We start from the raw sequence: 16,088 nt of genomic DNA, 5'->3' as shown, positions 1-16,088 counted from the left end.
TAGAGTGATTGGTGTAGTAATACATTGAAAAGGAATTTGCTTATTTTAATGTGAAAGTTGGTGGCTTGATAAAATGACAAATAAAATCTTTCTAATTCTTGTGTTAGTTGGTGTTCCGCTTTCTGTGATTGGATCATTATTGCATTGGCCAAGTGTTGTTATGTTCGTTGTGTACTGTTTAACGATTGTAGCTTTAGCTAGCTTTATGGGGCGAGCAACGGAGAGTCTAGCTATTGTGTTGGGACCGCGAATTGGGGGATTATTGAATGCGACTTTTGGGAACGCAGTCGAACTCATTATTTCCATTTTTTCATTAAAAGCGGGCTTAGTCGGTATCGTATTAGCCTCTTTAACTGGCTCTGTCTTGGGAAACTTATTATTAGTAGCCGGATTATCGTTTTTTATCGGTGGTACGAAATATAAAAGGCAGACGTTTAATGTATATGATGCAAGACATAATGCGGGATTGTTGATTTTTGCGGTTATTGTAGCGTTTGTTATTCCGGAAGTGTTTAGTCAAAATATGAATGATGTAGAAACTATGTCACTAAGTATTGGTATTTCCGTTATTTTAATTGTTCTCTATTTGGCGGCTTTATTCTTTAAGCTAGTAACACATCGTGGGGTTTATCAGCCGACAGAAAAAGGTGCAGCGCTAGGAGAGCATGAAGAGGAAGAACCTGAATGGGGCAAAAAGGCGGCTATAGGCGTGCTGGCAGCTGCGACTGTTGCGGTTGCTTACGTTTCAGAAAATCTTGTTCATACGTTTAGTGAAGTAGGGGAGACATTTGGCTGGACAGAGCTGTTTATTGGGGTCATCATTGTAGCAATTGTTGGAAATGCTGCTGAACATGCTTCAGCGATTATTATGGCTTATAAAAATAAAATGGATATTGCTGTAGAAATTGCAGTTGGGTCTACGCTGCAAATCGCTATGTTCGTCGCTCCTGTTTTAGTTTTGCTATCTTTACTTTTCCCAACGTATATGCCGCTTGTGTTCACCTGGCCTGAGCTCATTTCGATGGTAACAGCGGTATTTTTAATGATTATGATTTCGAATGATGGTGAAACAAACTGGTTTGAAGGATTAACGTTACTGGCAGCTTACGTCATTATGGGAATTGGCTTTTATTTATTATAGAACAAAGCTAAAAGGTTAAAAAATATAAATTTCTAAACAGTTTGGTGTCTAGCTTCCGGTGCTTTGTTCTTTTCTTATGCAGGAAAGGAAAAGTTTGGAGAAGCGACCTTGTGTATAGAATACGGTCTACGAACAAAATCTATAGACAATTGACTTATTCTCTTTAAAAGGAGCGCGACACCATGAGAAGACTAGTAATGATTTTGGCCATTTTAATGTGTTCATTCATTGGAGCGGATATCGGAGGAGCTGTGCAAAAAACAGATGTCAAAAAGGCAACTTCTATGAAAACTTCTATTCCTCCAGCTGTTTTAAATATTACGAAGGAAAATACGTATCCGAATCCAACTCAAGACTTGCCACGTTTACAACCTAGTGAATTAGCACAGCAATTGCTTGATTCTTCAGATGTACCCATTGAAAACCCTGAATTGATTCGTATGTTAAATGAATCAACCATTGCTAAAGCTCCCCTTGCCTTTGGCTATCGTGCCACGATTTATCTTGGGCATTGGGCATTAAATTATCAATCAACTGAGACAGCGCCTAACTGGGAATATCAAAAGGTGAATACGAATTATTATGATAATCGCGGAGGTAATCTCCCGTACAGTATTCACTATGTTCAAGAAGCGCAAAAAACTGTACATGGTGGATTAACAGCAAAGATTCCTAAAGCGGAAGATGTACAAAAAATGATGCTGTTAAAAGCAACAGAAAAAACGAAACTACCACTTGCTTTCGAGACAATTATCGGAGCAGGAACGAAAAAAGATCACGTATATAATATTCCAGCTAAACGACTTGGTTATTTGTACGGTTATGCTTCTGCTGTCAATGAAAAAGGAAAAGTCACATATGGTGAGGTATATTTGAATTTAAAAGGCAGCAAGCGCACTTTAACGATTAAAAATATAACTTCGCAAGGAATCGGGGCATGGATTCCTATTCAAGATCATCTCTCATTTAGTTTTACAGCTTCACAACAACCGAGGTAAGGAAGAATGCATTCAAATAAAAAACTCGCCAGCAATTGGCGAGTTTTTTACAAGGCTTTATCATTAGAGTACAGTTGATTTTTCGCATATTTCTTAAATACGAGACGTACGACTTTGAAAGTCTGTTTTCGGATAATAAGCATTTTTCACTAACACATTTGGTCCGAGACATTTTACAGCTGGACAGTGGCAATTGAGTTGAGCGGCCAGCTTAGAGTTCATCCACGTTTCATAGGATTTGGTAAGTGGTTGATCGACAATGTTCCCAAGCGACGGTGCATCGCCAAAATCAGTGACAATTACTTCGCCCGTGAAAATATTTATATTTAAGCGGGAGCGTCCGTCTGGGTCATTTCGGACGGTTACTTTTTTCGAATTGTACAAACGTTTTAGCAGCTCTAAATCTTCTTTATTATTGCTGCATGGATAAAAAGGAAGGGTCCCAAATAGCATCCATACATTTTCATCGCGAATATCCAGTAAGTGATGAATAGCTTCACGCATTTGATTTAAAGGAAGCGTTTCTAATGCTGAAGCAAAATCGCTGGGATACATAGGATGCACTTCATGGCGTTTACAGCCCATTTCTTCCACAACTTGCTTATGAATATGATCTAAATAGGGTAAGGTTCGTTTATTTAACATTGTTTCAGCAGAAACCAGTACCCCAGCATTCGATAAAGCACGGGAATTCGTGATCATTTGATCGAATAATTTTTTACGTTGCTCACGTGTTGGTTTTCGATCCATCATTGCGAAACCTGTGTCGATAAATTCATCGATCGTCCCCCAATTGTGGGAAATATGTAGAACATCTAAATAAGGAATAATGTCTTCATAACGTTCTAAATCAAGGGTTAAGTTAGAATTGATTTGTGTGCGTACCCCACGACTATGTGCATATTTCAATAAAGGCAACACATAATTTTTTACGGATTTTTTAGATAGCATCGGCTCGCCGCCGGTAATGCTAAGGGAACGTAATGTTGTAATCTCATCGAGGCGCTGAATCAGTAGCTCTAATGGAAGGGCATCAGGGTCTTTTGGCTGTAATGTATAGCCTACAGCACAATGCTCACAACGCATATTACAAAGGGTTGTTGTCGTAAACTCGACGTTGGTTAGCGTCATTTTTCCGTATTGCTCAATATCCATATAGGCTTCCCAAGGATCATGCTCGGGAGTGATTGGTGTTAGTATCGTTTCTTTCATTGTCATAGTCTAAGGCTCCTTACGTATTAATGCACTAACCCATTATGAACAAACCGAATAATTAATGTCAATAATGGGACGCTTCGGGCGAGATTTCAATTGCACTTTATATATAGATTCGATACGATAAATAGACGAAGACGGAAGGAGAATGTTTTCATGGGAAAAACCATTCACAGTAAAGATGATCAAGTTAAGTATTTGAAGGAACGTTTAACGATATTTATGGAGGTTCTAGATAGCATTGAACCTGAACATACAGAGTTAGAAGATATTGATCGTTTAATTAATATGATTGACGAATTAGAAGAGAAAGTCGAACAATTCAAGAGCCGCGGATAAGAGTAGGATTTGTACGATAGTATGAGTCCTTTTCGTTGAATATTCAATAAAACCTTGTTTTTTAAAAAACAAGGTTTTATTTTGGAAAATAACATTGGGATAAATTGGGTGCAGGCGATTGGTTTTGACGTAATGGCAATGTCTAAAGCTGTTGTATAAGGGTTGCTATGTCTTTTTCTACAAGCATGTCAGAGACAAGTTTTCTAATGAAATAAAAAGTCTGTCTTTTCGAAATATAGGGATAGATGTATAATGAAACAGGTATTAAATTCATTTAGTGATGTCTACGTCCAGAGAAACATAGACATCGCAATTAAATATAGGGGATTGAGGGGGACTGCAAGATGGATATGTTTAAATTTCAAGAAAGTATGTACAGTCTAATTGTAGAAACATCTACAAATTTACCAAAAGACGTGCGTCGTGCAATTAAAGGTGCAAAAGCACGCGAAAATGCTGGTACACGTTCAGCAATGAGTTTGGCAACGATTACAAATAACATTACAATGGCGGATGATAATGTATCTCCAATCTGTCAAGATACAGGACTACCAACATTCAAAATTAAAACACCAGTTGGCGTAAATCAACTTGAAATTGCAGAAGCAGTTCGCAATGCGTTAGTTCTTGCGACAAAAGCAGGAAAGCTTCGTCCAAATGCAGTTGACTCTTTAACAGGGGAAAATAGTGGTGATAACTTAGGAGAAGGTCTTCCGGTTATCAAATTTGAACAATGGGGTAAAGATTATATCGATGCGCGCCTAATTCTTAAAGGTGGCGGTTGTGAAAATAAAAATATTCAATACAGCCTTCCATGTGAGCTTGAAGGGCTTGGCAAAGCAGGTCGTGACCTAGATGGTATTCGTAAATGTATCATGCACTCTGTGTACCAAGCACAAGGGCAAGGATGTAGTGCTGGATTCATCGGTGTTGGAATTGGTGGAGATCGCTCTTCAGGATACGATTTAGCAAAAGCGCAACTTTTCCGCAGCAATGATGATGTAAATCCAAACGAAGATCTTCGTAAATTAGAAGAATACGTAATGGAGCATGCAAATGAATTAGGAATCGGAACAATGGGCTTTGGCGGTGAAACAACATTATTAGGTTGTAAAATTGGTGTTATGCACCGTCTTCCAGCAAGTTTCTTCGTTTCTGTTGCGTACAACTGTTGGGCATTCCGTCGCTTAGGTGTGAAAGTAAACCCTGAAACAGGTGAAATTAACGAATGGTTATATCAAGAAGGCGAAAAAATCGACTTCGCACTTGAAGATAAGCAAGCAGAGCAAGAAACAGCAGCAGCATCTGAAGCAGCTGTAGAAGGACCTCGTGAGGTTGTTCTAGAAGCACCAATTACAGAAGAGAAAATCCGTGAACTTAAAGTCGGTGACGTTGTTCATATTAACGGTAGAATGTACACAGGCCGTGATGCAATCCACAAGCACTTATCTGAAAATGATTCACCAATCGATTTAGATGGTCAAATTATTTATCACTGTGGTCCAGTTATGCTGAAAGATGACGAAGGTAAATGGCATGTAAAAGCAGCTGGTCCAACAACAAGTATCCGTGAAGAACCATACCAAGGGGATATCATGAAGAGATTCGGAATCCGTGCTGTTATCGGTAAGGGCGGAATGGGACCAAAAACATTGGCGGCGCTTGAAGAGCACGGCGGTGTTTACTTAAACGCAATCGGTGGAGCGGCTCAGTACTATGCAGATTGTATCAAATCTGTTGACGGTGTGAACTTTACAGAGTTCGGTATCCCTGAAGCAATGTGGCACTTAAGTGTTGAAGGTTTCACGGCGGTTGTTACGATGGACTCACACGGAAACAGCTTACACAAAGACGTTCAACAAACATCATTAGAAAAATTAGCTAAGTTTAAAGAAACAGTATTTAAATAAGAAAGAAGCGGGTGCCTCTCCAATAGAGAGAGCACCCGTTTTTTATAAGATGATTGAAGGTGTAAAATTTCAGACATGTCTTGATGTCTAGCTCTAGAAACCTTGCGCTTTTCTTAGCTTTCATTTTCTTCACTTGGCAAAGGATCAATGGTTGTGGCATCTTTCGAATTCAATGCTTTTTTGAGGACATAGACAAAGCCGCCGCCTACTAAGCCGAGACAAAAAATAAACCCCATCGAAATGATCCACCATTCAGCCATGAAAGCGCCTCCTTTTAGCAAAAATATATGCTCAAGAGAAAAAATTATTTCCGAAATGTCCAAATATTTGAAAATGACGAGCATATAATAGTAGCAGAAAGGAGGGAATGGTATGCAAAATAATTATTGGTTATACTTCTTTGCTCTATTAGCCGGTTTTGCTTTTATCCTTCTTCCTGTCGCTGGTACAATTTTTGCTGGACTCGAACCTATTTTGGCTGTAATTGGCATTGTTGTTGTCTTGCTTTTCGCTGTCATTATTGTTTGGAAAGCATTAGAATCATTGTTTAAACGATAAATCAATATAGATTGGGACCATCCTTCTTTTATATTGGAGGGGTGGTTTTTTATTGGAATCATGCCAATTCCTTCTCCTTACATATAAATGTTTTTATGCCCAACACTAAGAGAAAAGCATTTTGGGGGATTAAATAAAGATGAAGAAACTAATCTGTTTATTGACGATTTGGAGTGTATTATGGGCATTAGCAACTCCGGCTTTTGCCGAATCATATAATTGGGGAATGAAGAAAGGAAGCAATGGAAAACCAGCTGAAGCAGGACAGAAATTCGACGAAATGCTTCCGAAATATGAAGCGGTTTATTTAGGAGATACCTCGAAAAAAGAGATCTATTTAACGTTTGATAATGGTTATGAAAACGGCTACACAGGCCAAATTTTAGATGTACTTAAAAAACAAAACGTACCAGCTACTTTTTTTGTAACAGGTCATTATTTAAAAACAGTACCGGACCTTGTGAAAAGAATGGTAAACGAAGGTCATATCGTAGGAAACCATTCTTGGACACATCCGGATATGACGGCTATGACGGATGAACAGATTCGGTCAGAATTACGTCAAGTCAAAGAAAAAACAGCAGAGTTAACAGGTCAGCAAATGATGAATTATTTGCGTCCGCCGCGTGGAGTGTTTAATGAAAGAACGATGAAAATAGCTAAAGAAGAAGGGTATTACCATATATTTTGGTCACTTGCTTATAAAGATTGGGTTGTTGATGAACAAAAAGGAGCAGCCTATGCTCACGGTGAAGTGATGAAACAAATTCACCCAGGGGCTATCATGCTTATCCATACGGTTTCAAAAGACAATGCTGATGCACTTGATTCTATTTTAACGGATTTGAAAAAACAAGGGTATGTATTTAAAAGTTTGGATGATTTAATGATTGAGCAGCAATTGCCGAATCGCATGCTGTATTAATGATAAAGTGGAGCCCTCATTTTGGGCTCTGTTTTTCTATTCTGGATAAAAACATGATATAATACGTTGCAAACTGTCAAAGAGACGTATATGCTTTTGAAGCATGGAAAAACGGAGTGAAAAGAAATGACAAACGATCAATTAGAAATAAATCAAACGTTTCCCTTAACAATCAAACGACTCGGTATTAACGGAGAAGGAGTCGGTTATTTTAAAAAGAAAGTCGTCTTCGTTCCAGGTGCGTTGCCAGGAGAAGAAATAGTTGCGGTTGCAACGAAAGTTCAACCTAAATTTTCTGAAGCAAAAATTAAAACGATTCGTAAATCATCCCCACATCGCATTCAGGCACCATGTCCGATTTATGCGGAGTGCGGCGGCTGCCAGCTGCAACATCTAAGCTATAGCCAACAGCTGGTTGAAAAACGTGATATCGTCGTTCAGGCGATGGAACGATATACGAAAAATTCAATTTCTGCTTTAAATATTAAAGATACAATTGGCATGGAAGACCCGTGGAACTATCGCAACAAAAGCCAATATCAAGTTGGGTTAAAAGAAGGCAAGCTCATTGCTGGCTTGTATGGAGTAAACTCACATTCTTTAATCGATATTCCAAACTGTCTCGTGCAGCATTCAGCAACAAATAAAGTAACGCGTACCGTTAAGAAAATTTTAAAAAACCTAAACATCCCTATTTATAACGAACGAAAGAATAAAGGGGTCATTAGGACGGTTATCACTCGTGTAGGTTTTGAAACAGGAGAGGTTCAAGTTGTCCTTGTAACGGGAACAGAAGACATTCCGCAAAAAGACAAGCTGATTAAACAAATTCGTGATCAACTTCCTGAAGTGAAATCCATTGTTCAAAACATTAACAATAAGAAAACATCGCTCATTTTTGGAGACAAAACAATCCACTTAGCTGGTGAAAAGGTCATCAATGAAATACTTGGCGATTTATCCTATGAACTATCAGCACGTACATTTTTCCAACTGAACCCAATTCAAACTGTGAAGCTCTATGATGAAGTCAAAAAAGCAGCAGCACTGACAGGCGAAGAAAAAGTGGTCGATGCGTATTGTGGAGTTGGAACAATCGGACTGTGGCTATCTGAAGAAGCAAAAGAAGTACGCGGCATGGATGTCATCAAAGAATCAATTGATGATGCCAAGAAGAATGCGAAACGTCATAACCGAAACAACGTTCGTTACGAAGTCGGAAAAGCGGAAAATGTGATGCCGCGCTGGATTAAAGAGGGTTGGAAACCAGACGTTTTAGTCGTCGACCCACCGAGAACAGGCTGTGACCAAAACTTACTGAACACGATTTTAAAAGTCAAACCGAAGAAAATTGTTTATGTATCCTGTAATCCATCAACCTTAGCGAAGGACATACATGAATTAAGCAAGCTGTATAAAGTGGAATATATGCAGCCTGTGGATATGTTTCCGCAGACGAGTCATGTTGAGGTGGTAGTATCGCTGAAATTGAAGTGTAACTAAAAAATAGAAATCCTACACGTTAAAATAAACTTTTTCCACAATTCATCCACAGTTGGAATAAAGTTTGTACAAAAAAGTGGGAGCAAAACGCCTGTTATCCCCGACATATCAACAATCGTGAAAAAAGCGTGAGTGAAAATCTCTTTTTTAACTCGATAAAAAATGTGAAAAAAAGCGTGAAAAAAGCCCGGAAAAATGGGTTTTTTTCTTGCAGAAATGATGAAAAAGCGTGAGAAAAGGAAAGACTTTATTTTAACTGCGAACGGTGGAATGCGGGTTGGAGCGGGGGAAAAAGGAAAGAGTTTATTTTAACTGCACAGAAGTTGTAACCCAATAATAAACTCCTGCCTCAACAAAAGGGCGCTTTAATTGAGCAAGGATCACAAAAATTATCAAACTTTTTTATAAAGGGATGATTCAATTGATTATAGAAAAATCGTGTTTTGGCCAATCTTTTTTTCAAAACAGGCTTTTCCTATTTCCGGTTTTTTGTATAGTAAATTTTCTATTTGGAGTTGCAGAAGCTAAATGTTTCCGACAACTTAAAAGTAAATTGACCAATCATGACAGACCTTTTCTTGATTGAGTAAAAACCTGTGATTCACTTCTATTATAAAAATTATTAGCACAGACTCATGCCTGGGTCTGTGCTAATGATTTTTTAGATAATAAAAGTAACCCCTTACTATTGTTGAGGTGCGGAAGGAGTTGAAATACTTTGTAATGCCTGTTCTGCCTCGTTTGCATATTGATTTTGTACTGCTAGATCACCTAAAGCAACCATTCCTACTATTTGTCCATTTTCGATTACCGGTAATCGACGAATTTGCTGCTGTGCCATCAAGTTTGCTGCTTGATGAACATCCATATCGGGTGTACCTTGTACGATTTGCTGTGCAGTCATGACTTGAGATACTGGTGTTTGTGCATTTTCTCCTTGTGCTGTCGTACGAAGGGTAATATCACGATCCGTTACAATTCCAACCAGTTGTTCACTGTTATTTACTACGGGTATAGCTCCGATATTATATTGGCTCATTAACGCCGCAGCTTCCTTTACGGTCTGTGTTTCGTTAACTGTAACAACATTTGATGTCATGATATCTCTTAATTGTGCCATGAATTTACCTCCAAATATATTTATCCTTTATAGGATGGGGAATATTAGAGATATTATTAATGGAAACTTTTTTCTAAATATAAGCTGCATAGCCTTTTATATCAATTTTTTATTAAAATATTGCCACTTTGCCTTTCTGCTTCAAAATAATAATAGCTTTTATAAAAATTGTCATACATTTATTTTCTCTAATATTATAGGGAAAATGCTATCAAAACCTATTTATTCCAAGTGCGCTTTCTTGGAACAAGGATGAATGCTTATTTTCATTCAAACGGGCGCGATTCTGCAGTAAGAATTGTGCTTTTTCTTCATGGTTAGAGCCATTTTTTTGAATTAAAAGGGATGCGCAGTTCTAGGATTGAATGGAAATGAGGTTCTCGTTCCTGGAAATCCGCCATAAGTAAGTTTGGCCCAAATTCTAACTTGACAGAATGTTTAATAAATAGTAATATATATACCATAAATTAATTGTTTAATTGATTTCTCTAAATAAATAGATTACTTTAGCATGAGGTTAATAACTTTCTATTGGCTATATGAAAAAGTAAATCTATAACAAAGAGAATAACCGTAATTGTACTTCCTTATTGGAAGAAAGAAAATCACATAATTAGGTAGACTATTAAAAGGCCTAGCTGGGCCCGTTAAAAGTAAACCGACAATTTTCAAAGCTTAATGGATGTAACCATTATGCTTAAAAAATTGTCGGTTTTTTTGTTTTTAAAGATAAAACAGAAAGGAATGTAGCGTAATGAAGGGAATCGGTCAAAGTCATATTTTCAGAATGATAGTTTCTTCTATACATCGATGGGGGGAAGTAAAATGTTAAGTCCTCTGCCAGAAATATTCTTTGGATTGCTTGCCATATCGGTGCTTAGCGGACTATTCCTGTTACACCCAAGGGTTCCGCTGTCTTTTGTTCGGCTTCACGTCGGTGTCACATTGCTGCCCCCAATTGCTGCTCTGCTGGCCCTTGTTACGAACCATGAGACCATGATTTATGGCCCTTGGCGGCTTGATTCCTTATCATGGCTACTGGCTTTGTTTGTCCTTACCATCGGTTTTATCGTGCAGCGCTATTCTGTTCGTTACTTACTCGGTGATCGTTCTTATCGAAAATATTTTGCTCTGCTGACGATTACTACTACTGCTGATTCAGGTGTCTGGCTAAGTAATGACCTCCGCCTGCTACTAGTTTGCTGGGGGGTTACACTCCTAGGACTGACTTTGCTTATAAGATTAAAAAAAGAGTGGAATGTTGCTAGAAACGCTGCTAAGCAATCCGGACGTCTGTTTGCACTAGGCTGGCTTATCCTGTTGGGAGCTATCATCTGGATTACCCAAGCTACGGGGCATTGGCAGCTGTCTCTCGTTCTCACCGAAAGCAGTCTTGCACAGCTTGATTCATGGGAAAAGACGTGTATTAATCTGCTGCTAATCTTGGCTGTCGTAATTCCGGCAGCACAATGGCCTTTCCAACGTTGGCTGTTAGATTCAGTAGTGGCTCCAACGCCTGTCTCCGCGGTCATGCATGCGGGATTAGTGAATGCAGGCGGAATTATCTTGACTCGATTTTCACCGCTTTTTAGCGGAGATATAGCCCAAATTGTTTTACTTCTATTGTCCAGTGTTTCAGTCATGATAGGGACGGGGATTATGCTGGTTCACGTTGATTATAAACGGCAGCTGGTCGGGTCTACGATTGCGCAGATGGGGTTCATGTTAATCCAATGTGCATTAGGTGCTTATTTGGCAGCCATTATCCACGCTGTCTTACATGGTCTATTCAAATCAACCCTTTTCTTACAGGCTGGCTCTGTGCTTCATCACCAGGAGGAGCCAACCTCCAGGGGAAACCAGTCAACACCATTATTATGGACAATTACTGGCGGGATTTTAGGCCTCCTGGTGGCAATTGGTCTTTGGATGTCTTCTCCTGGAGAGGGTTATCAATTGATAAGCGCTCTTACTTTAGGATGGTCCGTTTCATTTGCCTGGGCCCAGCTCGTGGCTTTTGGATCCGGACGTATCGGGCGCATAGCGGGATTTTCTTTGCTTGCAGGAGCGGCAATTGTATACAGTTTGGTACATGATGCGTTTTATAGTGTGTTACAAGATACAATCCCGCAAGGAATTCAAACACCGGCACCAGCAGCTGTTTTGCTGCTGATTATCTTATTGGCCGGAAGTGCTGCAGGTGTATGGCTGGCTCGTCATCGTTCATCAAGTGCCTATGCTCTCATTTATCTTTGGCTTGTACGATTAGGTGAGCCCCAAAATGATTTGGTCGAAAGTCACCCTAAGCATTTGACACAATCATTCTTTAGAGGAGGTCATTTACGATGAATATACCATTAGAAAAAACATTACATTGGGAAAGTGTTCCGGATACCCTCGATTTTGATCTTAATGACTTGGTGAAATCGGCCAGCAATGTCATTGTACCGCTCGGGCCTATTAATACATTTGCAGCACGCAACCCCTGGGTAGGCTTGGAGGGACAATCGTTTGAAAAAACGGCACGCTGGCTCAAAGATACTTGTGATGTAGATATCTACCCCAATGATTCCGTATTTCAGTCTGCACGGGATCGAGGGGAGATTCATCAGGATTTGTTAGAAAAGGGATTGCAACATTGGCTAAACTCACAATCTTTGGAGTTGCCGCGTGAGGTCGCAGAACAATTTTGCCGGGCTGCACTTTTACAGAATCAACCATATTCAAGTACGTTAGAAGCACCTGAGTTAAAAAGCATGGCAAGAAAACTAACCCGTTTTACATCCCAAATGACAGAAAAACATTCGGTCAAAACCTATAGTCAGCGCTTGGAGCAGCTGGGAAGGGTGAATGCAGCACACGAGTTAAACCGCCATATGATTAAGTGGTGTAAATTGTTCTTGGATAAGTCCCAGGCTGTCTGGTCGATGCCTAATCGGGAAGAAGGGTTCTATCATGCGTGGCGGAAGCTAGTCCAGCATGACTCGGTACTTAGCCGTAAGGTACGTAAACAACTAAGTGAATTGCCGGTAGAAGCAGAAGCTGCTTTAAGGGAAGTTTTGCTTCTACTCGAAATTCCTTCCTCAGAAATCCAAGCCTATTTAGAAGCGCATTTTCTTGCTTTGCCGGGTTGGGGGGGAATGATGCTTTGGCGCTCGCAGCAATCAGCCGAAGAAGCTTCACTGCTGCTTGACTATTTAGCTGTACGAATTTCGATGGAATGGGCTTTAGTTAACTCCTATCTTCCTTTGCCTGAACAAAGAAATGAGAAAGTAAATCTAGAACCATTCATTGCAGCTTGGGCGGAATGGGGGGACTTGCCAATCAATGCTTGGTCACAGTTATCCTCTACAGAAATAAAGGCACGTTTGGCCCTTGCGTATCGTTTTGATAAGGTTGTACGCAATCGGCTTTTGCTTGAAGCATGGGAAAAAACATATGAAGACCAATTGAAGACGATGATTACATCCCAACAGCCTGCTATAGCGGCAGAAAATGTGAAGCCGGCACTCGCTCAATTCGTATTTTGTATTGATGTGCGTTCAGAGCCTTTTCGCCGCAAACTTGAAAAAGCAGGAGATTTTGAGACCTTTGGAACAGCAGGATTTTTCGGATTGCCGATTGAAACTTGCGAGCTTGGCAGTAACCACACGCACAACTCTTTGCCGGTCATGTTTAAACCGCAATACAAAGTACAAGAGTTTGCACCAGAGCTTGAATCCTTTGAACAACGGAATCAGGCAGTCAACTCACTCGGTTCTACATTTAAAACGATGAAACGTAATTTGGTTTCCAGCATGGTGCTTCCGGAAATTAGCGGTCCCTGGCTCAGCCTGCAAACGTTGGCCCGCAGCTTTATGCCTCGGAGTGCAGGCCGGACATTAAATAAATTGCTCGAAACATGGCTGCATAAACCAGACACGGAACTCACACTTGACTATACGCAACAATCGGAAACAGATTTGCCAATTGGATTTTCCGCGGAAGAACAAGTACACTATGTACGGCAAGCACTAAAAACGATGGGACTTACCAATCACTTTGCACCACTAGTAGTGATTTGCGGACATGGAAGTCACAGCACGAACAATCCGTATCGTTCCGCACTCGACTGCGGTGCATGCGGAGGAGCATCAAGCGGATTCAATGCACGGGTGCTGGCAGCTTTGTGTAATCTTCCGAACGTAAGGAAGAGCCTCGAAACAGAGGGGATTATCATTCCGGAAGATACTGTTTTTGCAGCTGCCGAGCATATTACCACACTTGATGAATTACGTTGGCTTTATGTTCCGGAACTATCAGTTAAAGCGAAGGAAGCATTTAAACGTGTCCAAGTCGAGTTGCCAAAGGTGAGTGAGGAAGCCAATGCCGAGCGAATTCCGCAATTGCCAAATCTCGGAACCGATCTCAAGAATCCGAAGGCTGAGGCGCAGCGCCTTTCAGAAGATTGGAGTGAGGTCCGTCCGGAATGGGGCTTGGCACGTAACGCTGCATTTATCATTGGGGAACGTCAGCTGACCCAAGACTGCAATCTGGAAGGAAGAGCTTTCCTTCACAATTATAACTGGAGGAAGGATAAAAACGGTGTTATTCTCGCCAACATTATTGCTGGGCCGGCAACGGTAACTCAATGGATTAACCTGCAATATTATGCATCTACTGTTGCCCCTCATTATTATGGCAGCGGGAATAAAACAACCCAAACCGTGACAGCTGGTCTCGGGGTCATGCAGGGGAACGCCAGCGACTTATTATCCGGACTTCCTTGGCAGTCTGTTATGAAATCAGATGAAGAGGCATATCATGAGCCGCTGCGTTTGCTGGTGGTCATCCAATCACCAAAGAGCTATGTGAAGCGGATGCTGGACCACAATCATGACTTTCATCAAAAAGTGAAAAACGGATGGATTCGGCTTGCGTCCATTGATCCGGAAGGACACTGGGAGAGTTGGTCTTAACCTCTTTCCCGGTTTATATATTCTTGTGTGAGGCTGCTTTCCTTTCCGGCGCTTTTGTAAATGGTACAAAGCTTTCCGAGAGAAAGTCGTCACATGGGTGGGGGAATTTGTTTTTTAGAATAATATAGGCAATATTTGGCCATCTATGAATGTAACTTTGAAAAAAGGAAAAGGGATCGGTATGGAAAAAACAAAAGGAACAATTGAAGCTGAAATAAGCAAAGCTTTAACACATTGGGAGAAAAATTATCTTGGACGAGGCTCCGTATCTGTTAAATCGGATATCTTACGGGATATGGTGATTGTAACACTTCGCGGTATACTAACTGCTGCTGAATATACAGTATGTCTGGATAAAGAAGGATTGTTATCGGTAAAAGAACATCGCAACAGTTTAGTGGAATCTGGTCTAGATGGTTTAAAAGAAATTATCTTAACGATAACAGGGGAAGAAGTAGTAGGTTTTCACACCGATCTTAGTACACAAACTGGAGAACGAGTAATGGTTTTTAAGCTTTCCAGTGATCTGCAAAGCAAATTATGTTAAAACAAAGATATGTTCGGACTCACACGTTTTTCATATAAGAAAGAGTCAGCAAACTTATTTAGAACAAAATTAAAGAAATTATGGGGTGAATTGGATGTCTAGAGCTGAAGAGAAAAAAGTACTATTTGTGATTGGAACAGAGCAGAAATTAGAACGATTCATTAAAGAAGAAACCAACGTCAATCCGGAAAACATGATCATCTTACAAACATATCAGCCAGTCGTTTCATACCCCTTCGACGATTTAATGAGGGACATCATTATTGCTGTGTACCAGGATAATGTTGAGGAAATCGTTGTGGTCTCCACAAACGATGATCAAAAGAATACTGAGGATATACTGAACAAAATATATAAAAACAAAGAATTGCAGGACAAGATTCAAACATTAGATTATCTTTTTAAAAATTGCATGCCGGAATTTCCTGAGGGTACGGTAAGTACATGGCTAGATGGAGGCACCACTTTAACGGATAGGGTACAAAAAACGGTCAACACCATCCGCAATCATCCGCTGCTGCCATCACATGTTAAGGTTAAAGAATTACATATTGATCAGGCGAATGAAAAGCTATCAGAAATTGTCTAAGAGACTATTGCTTATGTATATAATGAAATAAAAGTCTTAATTCCTCCAAATTATAGGGATTAAGACTTTTTGTTTTGTAGTTTAATTATTGTGACAGTAATTAAACTATTATTGAATTTATTTTGATAGCCAGCTGCTTATACTAACTCATGTGCCTTTTTTACGAATACAGCGGTCTGAATGTATCGACCATAACAGTAAGTTCCTGTGTTTCTTTTTTCCTAATCAACTTTGCGATCGTTTAATGCTAGGTATTCATAACGTATCATTTCATTTTGAGTTTGC

The 16,088-nt window shown here is 39.9% G+C and carries 14 protein-coding genes; 11 read left to right on the top strand and 3 right to left on the bottom strand.

Annotated elements, in window-relative coordinates:
• Window positions 1–73 precede the first annotated feature (73 nt).
• Both cax and ACE199_RS11845 read left to right on the top strand, forming a co-directional pair.
• Window positions 74–1,141, top strand: coding sequence for a calcium/proton exchanger (gene cax / locus ACE199_RS11850; protein ID WP_375349981.1), 1,068 nt, complete (start codon window positions 74–76; stop codon window positions 1,139–1,141).
• A 182-nt stretch (window positions 1,142–1,323) separates the two neighbouring features.
• Window positions 1,324–2,139 carry a YfkD famly protein gene (locus ACE199_RS11845; protein WP_375349980.1) on the top strand — a complete coding sequence of 272 codons (816 nt, stop codon included), beginning with the start codon at window positions 1,324–1,326 and terminating at the stop codon, window positions 2,137–2,139.
• 93 nt (window positions 2,140–2,232) lie between these two features.
• Here ACE199_RS11845 and yfkAB read toward each other — a convergent pair whose 3' ends face one another.
• Window positions 2,233–3,351: a radical SAM/CxCxxxxC motif protein YfkAB gene (gene yfkAB / locus ACE199_RS11840; protein ID WP_375350051.1), complete on the bottom strand. Its 1,119-nt coding sequence runs from the start codon at window positions 3,349–3,351 to the stop codon at window positions 2,233–2,235.
• Between the two features lie 159 nt (window positions 3,352–3,510).
• Between yfkAB and ACE199_RS11835 the strand changes: the two genes are divergently transcribed.
• Window positions 3,511–3,693, top strand: a complete 183-nt coding sequence (locus ACE199_RS11835) for an SE1561 family protein (RefSeq protein WP_252282951.1) — start codon at window positions 3,511–3,513, stop codon at window positions 3,691–3,693.
• Window positions 3,694–4,037: 344 nt separating this feature from the next.
• Window positions 4,038–5,603, top strand: coding sequence for a fumarate hydratase (locus tag ACE199_RS11830; RefSeq protein ID WP_375349978.1), 1,566 nt, complete (start codon window positions 4,038–4,040; stop codon window positions 5,601–5,603).
• A gap of 113 nt (window positions 5,604–5,716) precedes the next feature.
• On the opposite strand, the gene ACE199_RS11825 is transcribed toward ACE199_RS11830, so the two are convergent.
• Window positions 5,717–5,863, bottom strand: coding sequence for a hypothetical protein (locus ACE199_RS11825; RefSeq protein ID WP_164853118.1), 147 nt, complete (start codon window positions 5,861–5,863; stop codon window positions 5,717–5,719).
• A 112-nt stretch (window positions 5,864–5,975) separates the two neighbouring features.
• Here ACE199_RS11825 and ACE199_RS11820 point away from each other — a divergent pair, with 112 nt between their 5' ends.
• The 3 genes from ACE199_RS11820 to rlmD all read left to right on the top strand — a co-directional run bounded on the left by ACE199_RS11820 (window position 5,976) and on the right by rlmD (window position 8,589).
• Complete coding sequence (locus ACE199_RS11820) at window positions 5,976–6,161, top strand: hypothetical protein (RefSeq protein WP_127759008.1); 186 nt, start codon at window positions 5,976–5,978, stop codon at window positions 6,159–6,161.
• Between the two features lie 139 nt (window positions 6,162–6,300).
• The gene (gene pdaA, locus ACE199_RS11815) at window positions 6,301–7,086 is read left to right on the top strand and encodes a delta-lactam-biosynthetic de-N-acetylase (RefSeq protein WP_375349977.1); all 786 of its coding nucleotides are present in this window, start codon (window positions 6,301–6,303) and stop codon (window positions 7,084–7,086) included.
• A 126-nt stretch (window positions 7,087–7,212) separates the two neighbouring features.
• On the top strand, window positions 7,213–8,589 hold the full coding sequence (gene rlmD / locus ACE199_RS11810) for a 23S rRNA (uracil(1939)-C(5))-methyltransferase RlmD (protein ID WP_375349976.1): 1,377 nt from the start codon (window positions 7,213–7,215) through the stop codon (window positions 8,587–8,589).
• Window positions 8,590–9,274: 685 nt separating this feature from the next.
• Here rlmD and ACE199_RS11805 read toward each other — a convergent pair.
• Window positions 9,275–9,709 carry a CBS domain-containing protein gene (locus ACE199_RS11805; protein WP_252295003.1) on the bottom strand — a complete coding sequence of 145 codons (435 nt, stop codon included), beginning with the start codon at window positions 9,707–9,709 and terminating at the stop codon, window positions 9,275–9,277.
• Between the two features lie 810 nt (window positions 9,710–10,519).
• On the opposite strand from ACE199_RS11805, the gene ACE199_RS11800 reads away from it, so the two are divergent.
• From ACE199_RS11800 to ACE199_RS11785, 4 genes are all read left to right on the top strand, one after another.
• A complete protein-coding gene (locus ACE199_RS11800; RefSeq protein WP_375349975.1) occupies window positions 10,520–12,058 on the top strand; it encodes an NADH dehydrogenase subunit 5 in 1,539 nt (512 codons plus the stop codon).
• Window positions 12,055–14,667, top strand: coding sequence for a DUF2309 domain-containing protein (locus ACE199_RS11795; RefSeq protein WP_375349974.1), 2,613 nt, complete (start codon window positions 12,055–12,057; stop codon window positions 14,665–14,667). Before ACE199_RS11800 ends, ACE199_RS11795 begins: the two co-directional genes overlap by 4 nt.
• A gap of 181 nt (window positions 14,668–14,848) precedes the next feature.
• Window positions 14,849–15,214 (top strand): Na-translocating system protein MpsC family protein, encoded by a 366-nt coding sequence (locus tag ACE199_RS11790; protein WP_375350050.1) that lies wholly within the window; start codon window positions 14,849–14,851, stop codon window positions 15,212–15,214.
• A 94-nt stretch (window positions 15,215–15,308) separates the two neighbouring features.
• Window positions 15,309–15,803 carry a carbonic anhydrase gene (locus tag ACE199_RS11785; protein WP_375349973.1) on the top strand — a complete coding sequence of 165 codons (495 nt, stop codon included), beginning with the start codon at window positions 15,309–15,311 and terminating at the stop codon, window positions 15,801–15,803.
• The last annotated feature ends 285 nt before the right edge of the window (window positions 15,804–16,088 follow it).

The sequence above is a fragment of the Peribacillus sp. Hz7 genome (assembly GCF_042136355.1).
GTDB classification, from domain to species: Bacteria; Bacillota; Bacilli; order Bacillales; family DSM-1321; genus Peribacillus; species Peribacillus asahii_A.
This window is presented reverse-complemented; position numbering and strand designations above follow the sequence as displayed.

What these genes read in the sequence shown, in the direction of transcription:
- ACE199_RS11805 (WP_252295003.1), bottom strand. Translation starts at nt 9,709, where the DNA reads ATGGCACAATTAAGAGATATCATGACATCAAATGTTGTTACAGTTAAC.
- ACE199_RS11845 (WP_375349980.1), top strand. Translation starts at nt 1,324, where the DNA reads ATGAGAAGACTAGTAATGATTTTGGCCATTTTAATGTGTTCATTCATT.
- cax (WP_375349981.1), top strand. Translation starts at nt 74, where the DNA reads ATGACAAATAAAATCTTTCTAATTCTTGTGTTAGTTGGTGTTCCGCTT.
- ACE199_RS11835 (WP_252282951.1), top strand. Translation starts at nt 3,511, where the DNA reads ATGGGAAAAACCATTCACAGTAAAGATGATCAAGTTAAGTATTTGAAG.
- rlmD (WP_375349976.1), top strand. Translation starts at nt 7,213, where the DNA reads ATGACAAACGATCAATTAGAAATAAATCAAACGTTTCCCTTAACAATC.
- yfkAB (WP_375350051.1), bottom strand. Translation starts at nt 3,351, where the DNA reads ATGAAAGAAACGATACTAACACCAATCACTCCCGAGCATGATCCTTGG.
- ACE199_RS11800 (WP_375349975.1), top strand. Translation starts at nt 10,520, where the DNA reads ATGGGGGGAAGTAAAATGTTAAGTCCTCTGCCAGAAATATTCTTTGGA.
- ACE199_RS11795 (WP_375349974.1), top strand. Translation starts at nt 12,055, where the DNA reads ATGAATATACCATTAGAAAAAACATTACATTGGGAAAGTGTTCCGGAT.
- ACE199_RS11785 (WP_375349973.1), top strand. Translation starts at nt 15,309, where the DNA reads ATGTCTAGAGCTGAAGAGAAAAAAGTACTATTTGTGATTGGAACAGAG.
- ACE199_RS11790 (WP_375350050.1), top strand. Translation starts at nt 14,849, where the DNA reads ATGGAAAAAACAAAAGGAACAATTGAAGCTGAAATAAGCAAAGCTTTA.
- pdaA (WP_375349977.1), top strand. Translation starts at nt 6,301, where the DNA reads ATGAAGAAACTAATCTGTTTATTGACGATTTGGAGTGTATTATGGGCA.
- ACE199_RS11820 (WP_127759008.1), top strand. Translation starts at nt 5,976, where the DNA reads ATGCAAAATAATTATTGGTTATACTTCTTTGCTCTATTAGCCGGTTTT.
- ACE199_RS11830 (WP_375349978.1), top strand. Translation starts at nt 4,038, where the DNA reads ATGGATATGTTTAAATTTCAAGAAAGTATGTACAGTCTAATTGTAGAA.
- ACE199_RS11825 (WP_164853118.1), bottom strand. Translation starts at nt 5,863, where the DNA reads ATGGCTGAATGGTGGATCATTTCGATGGGGTTTATTTTTTGTCTCGGC.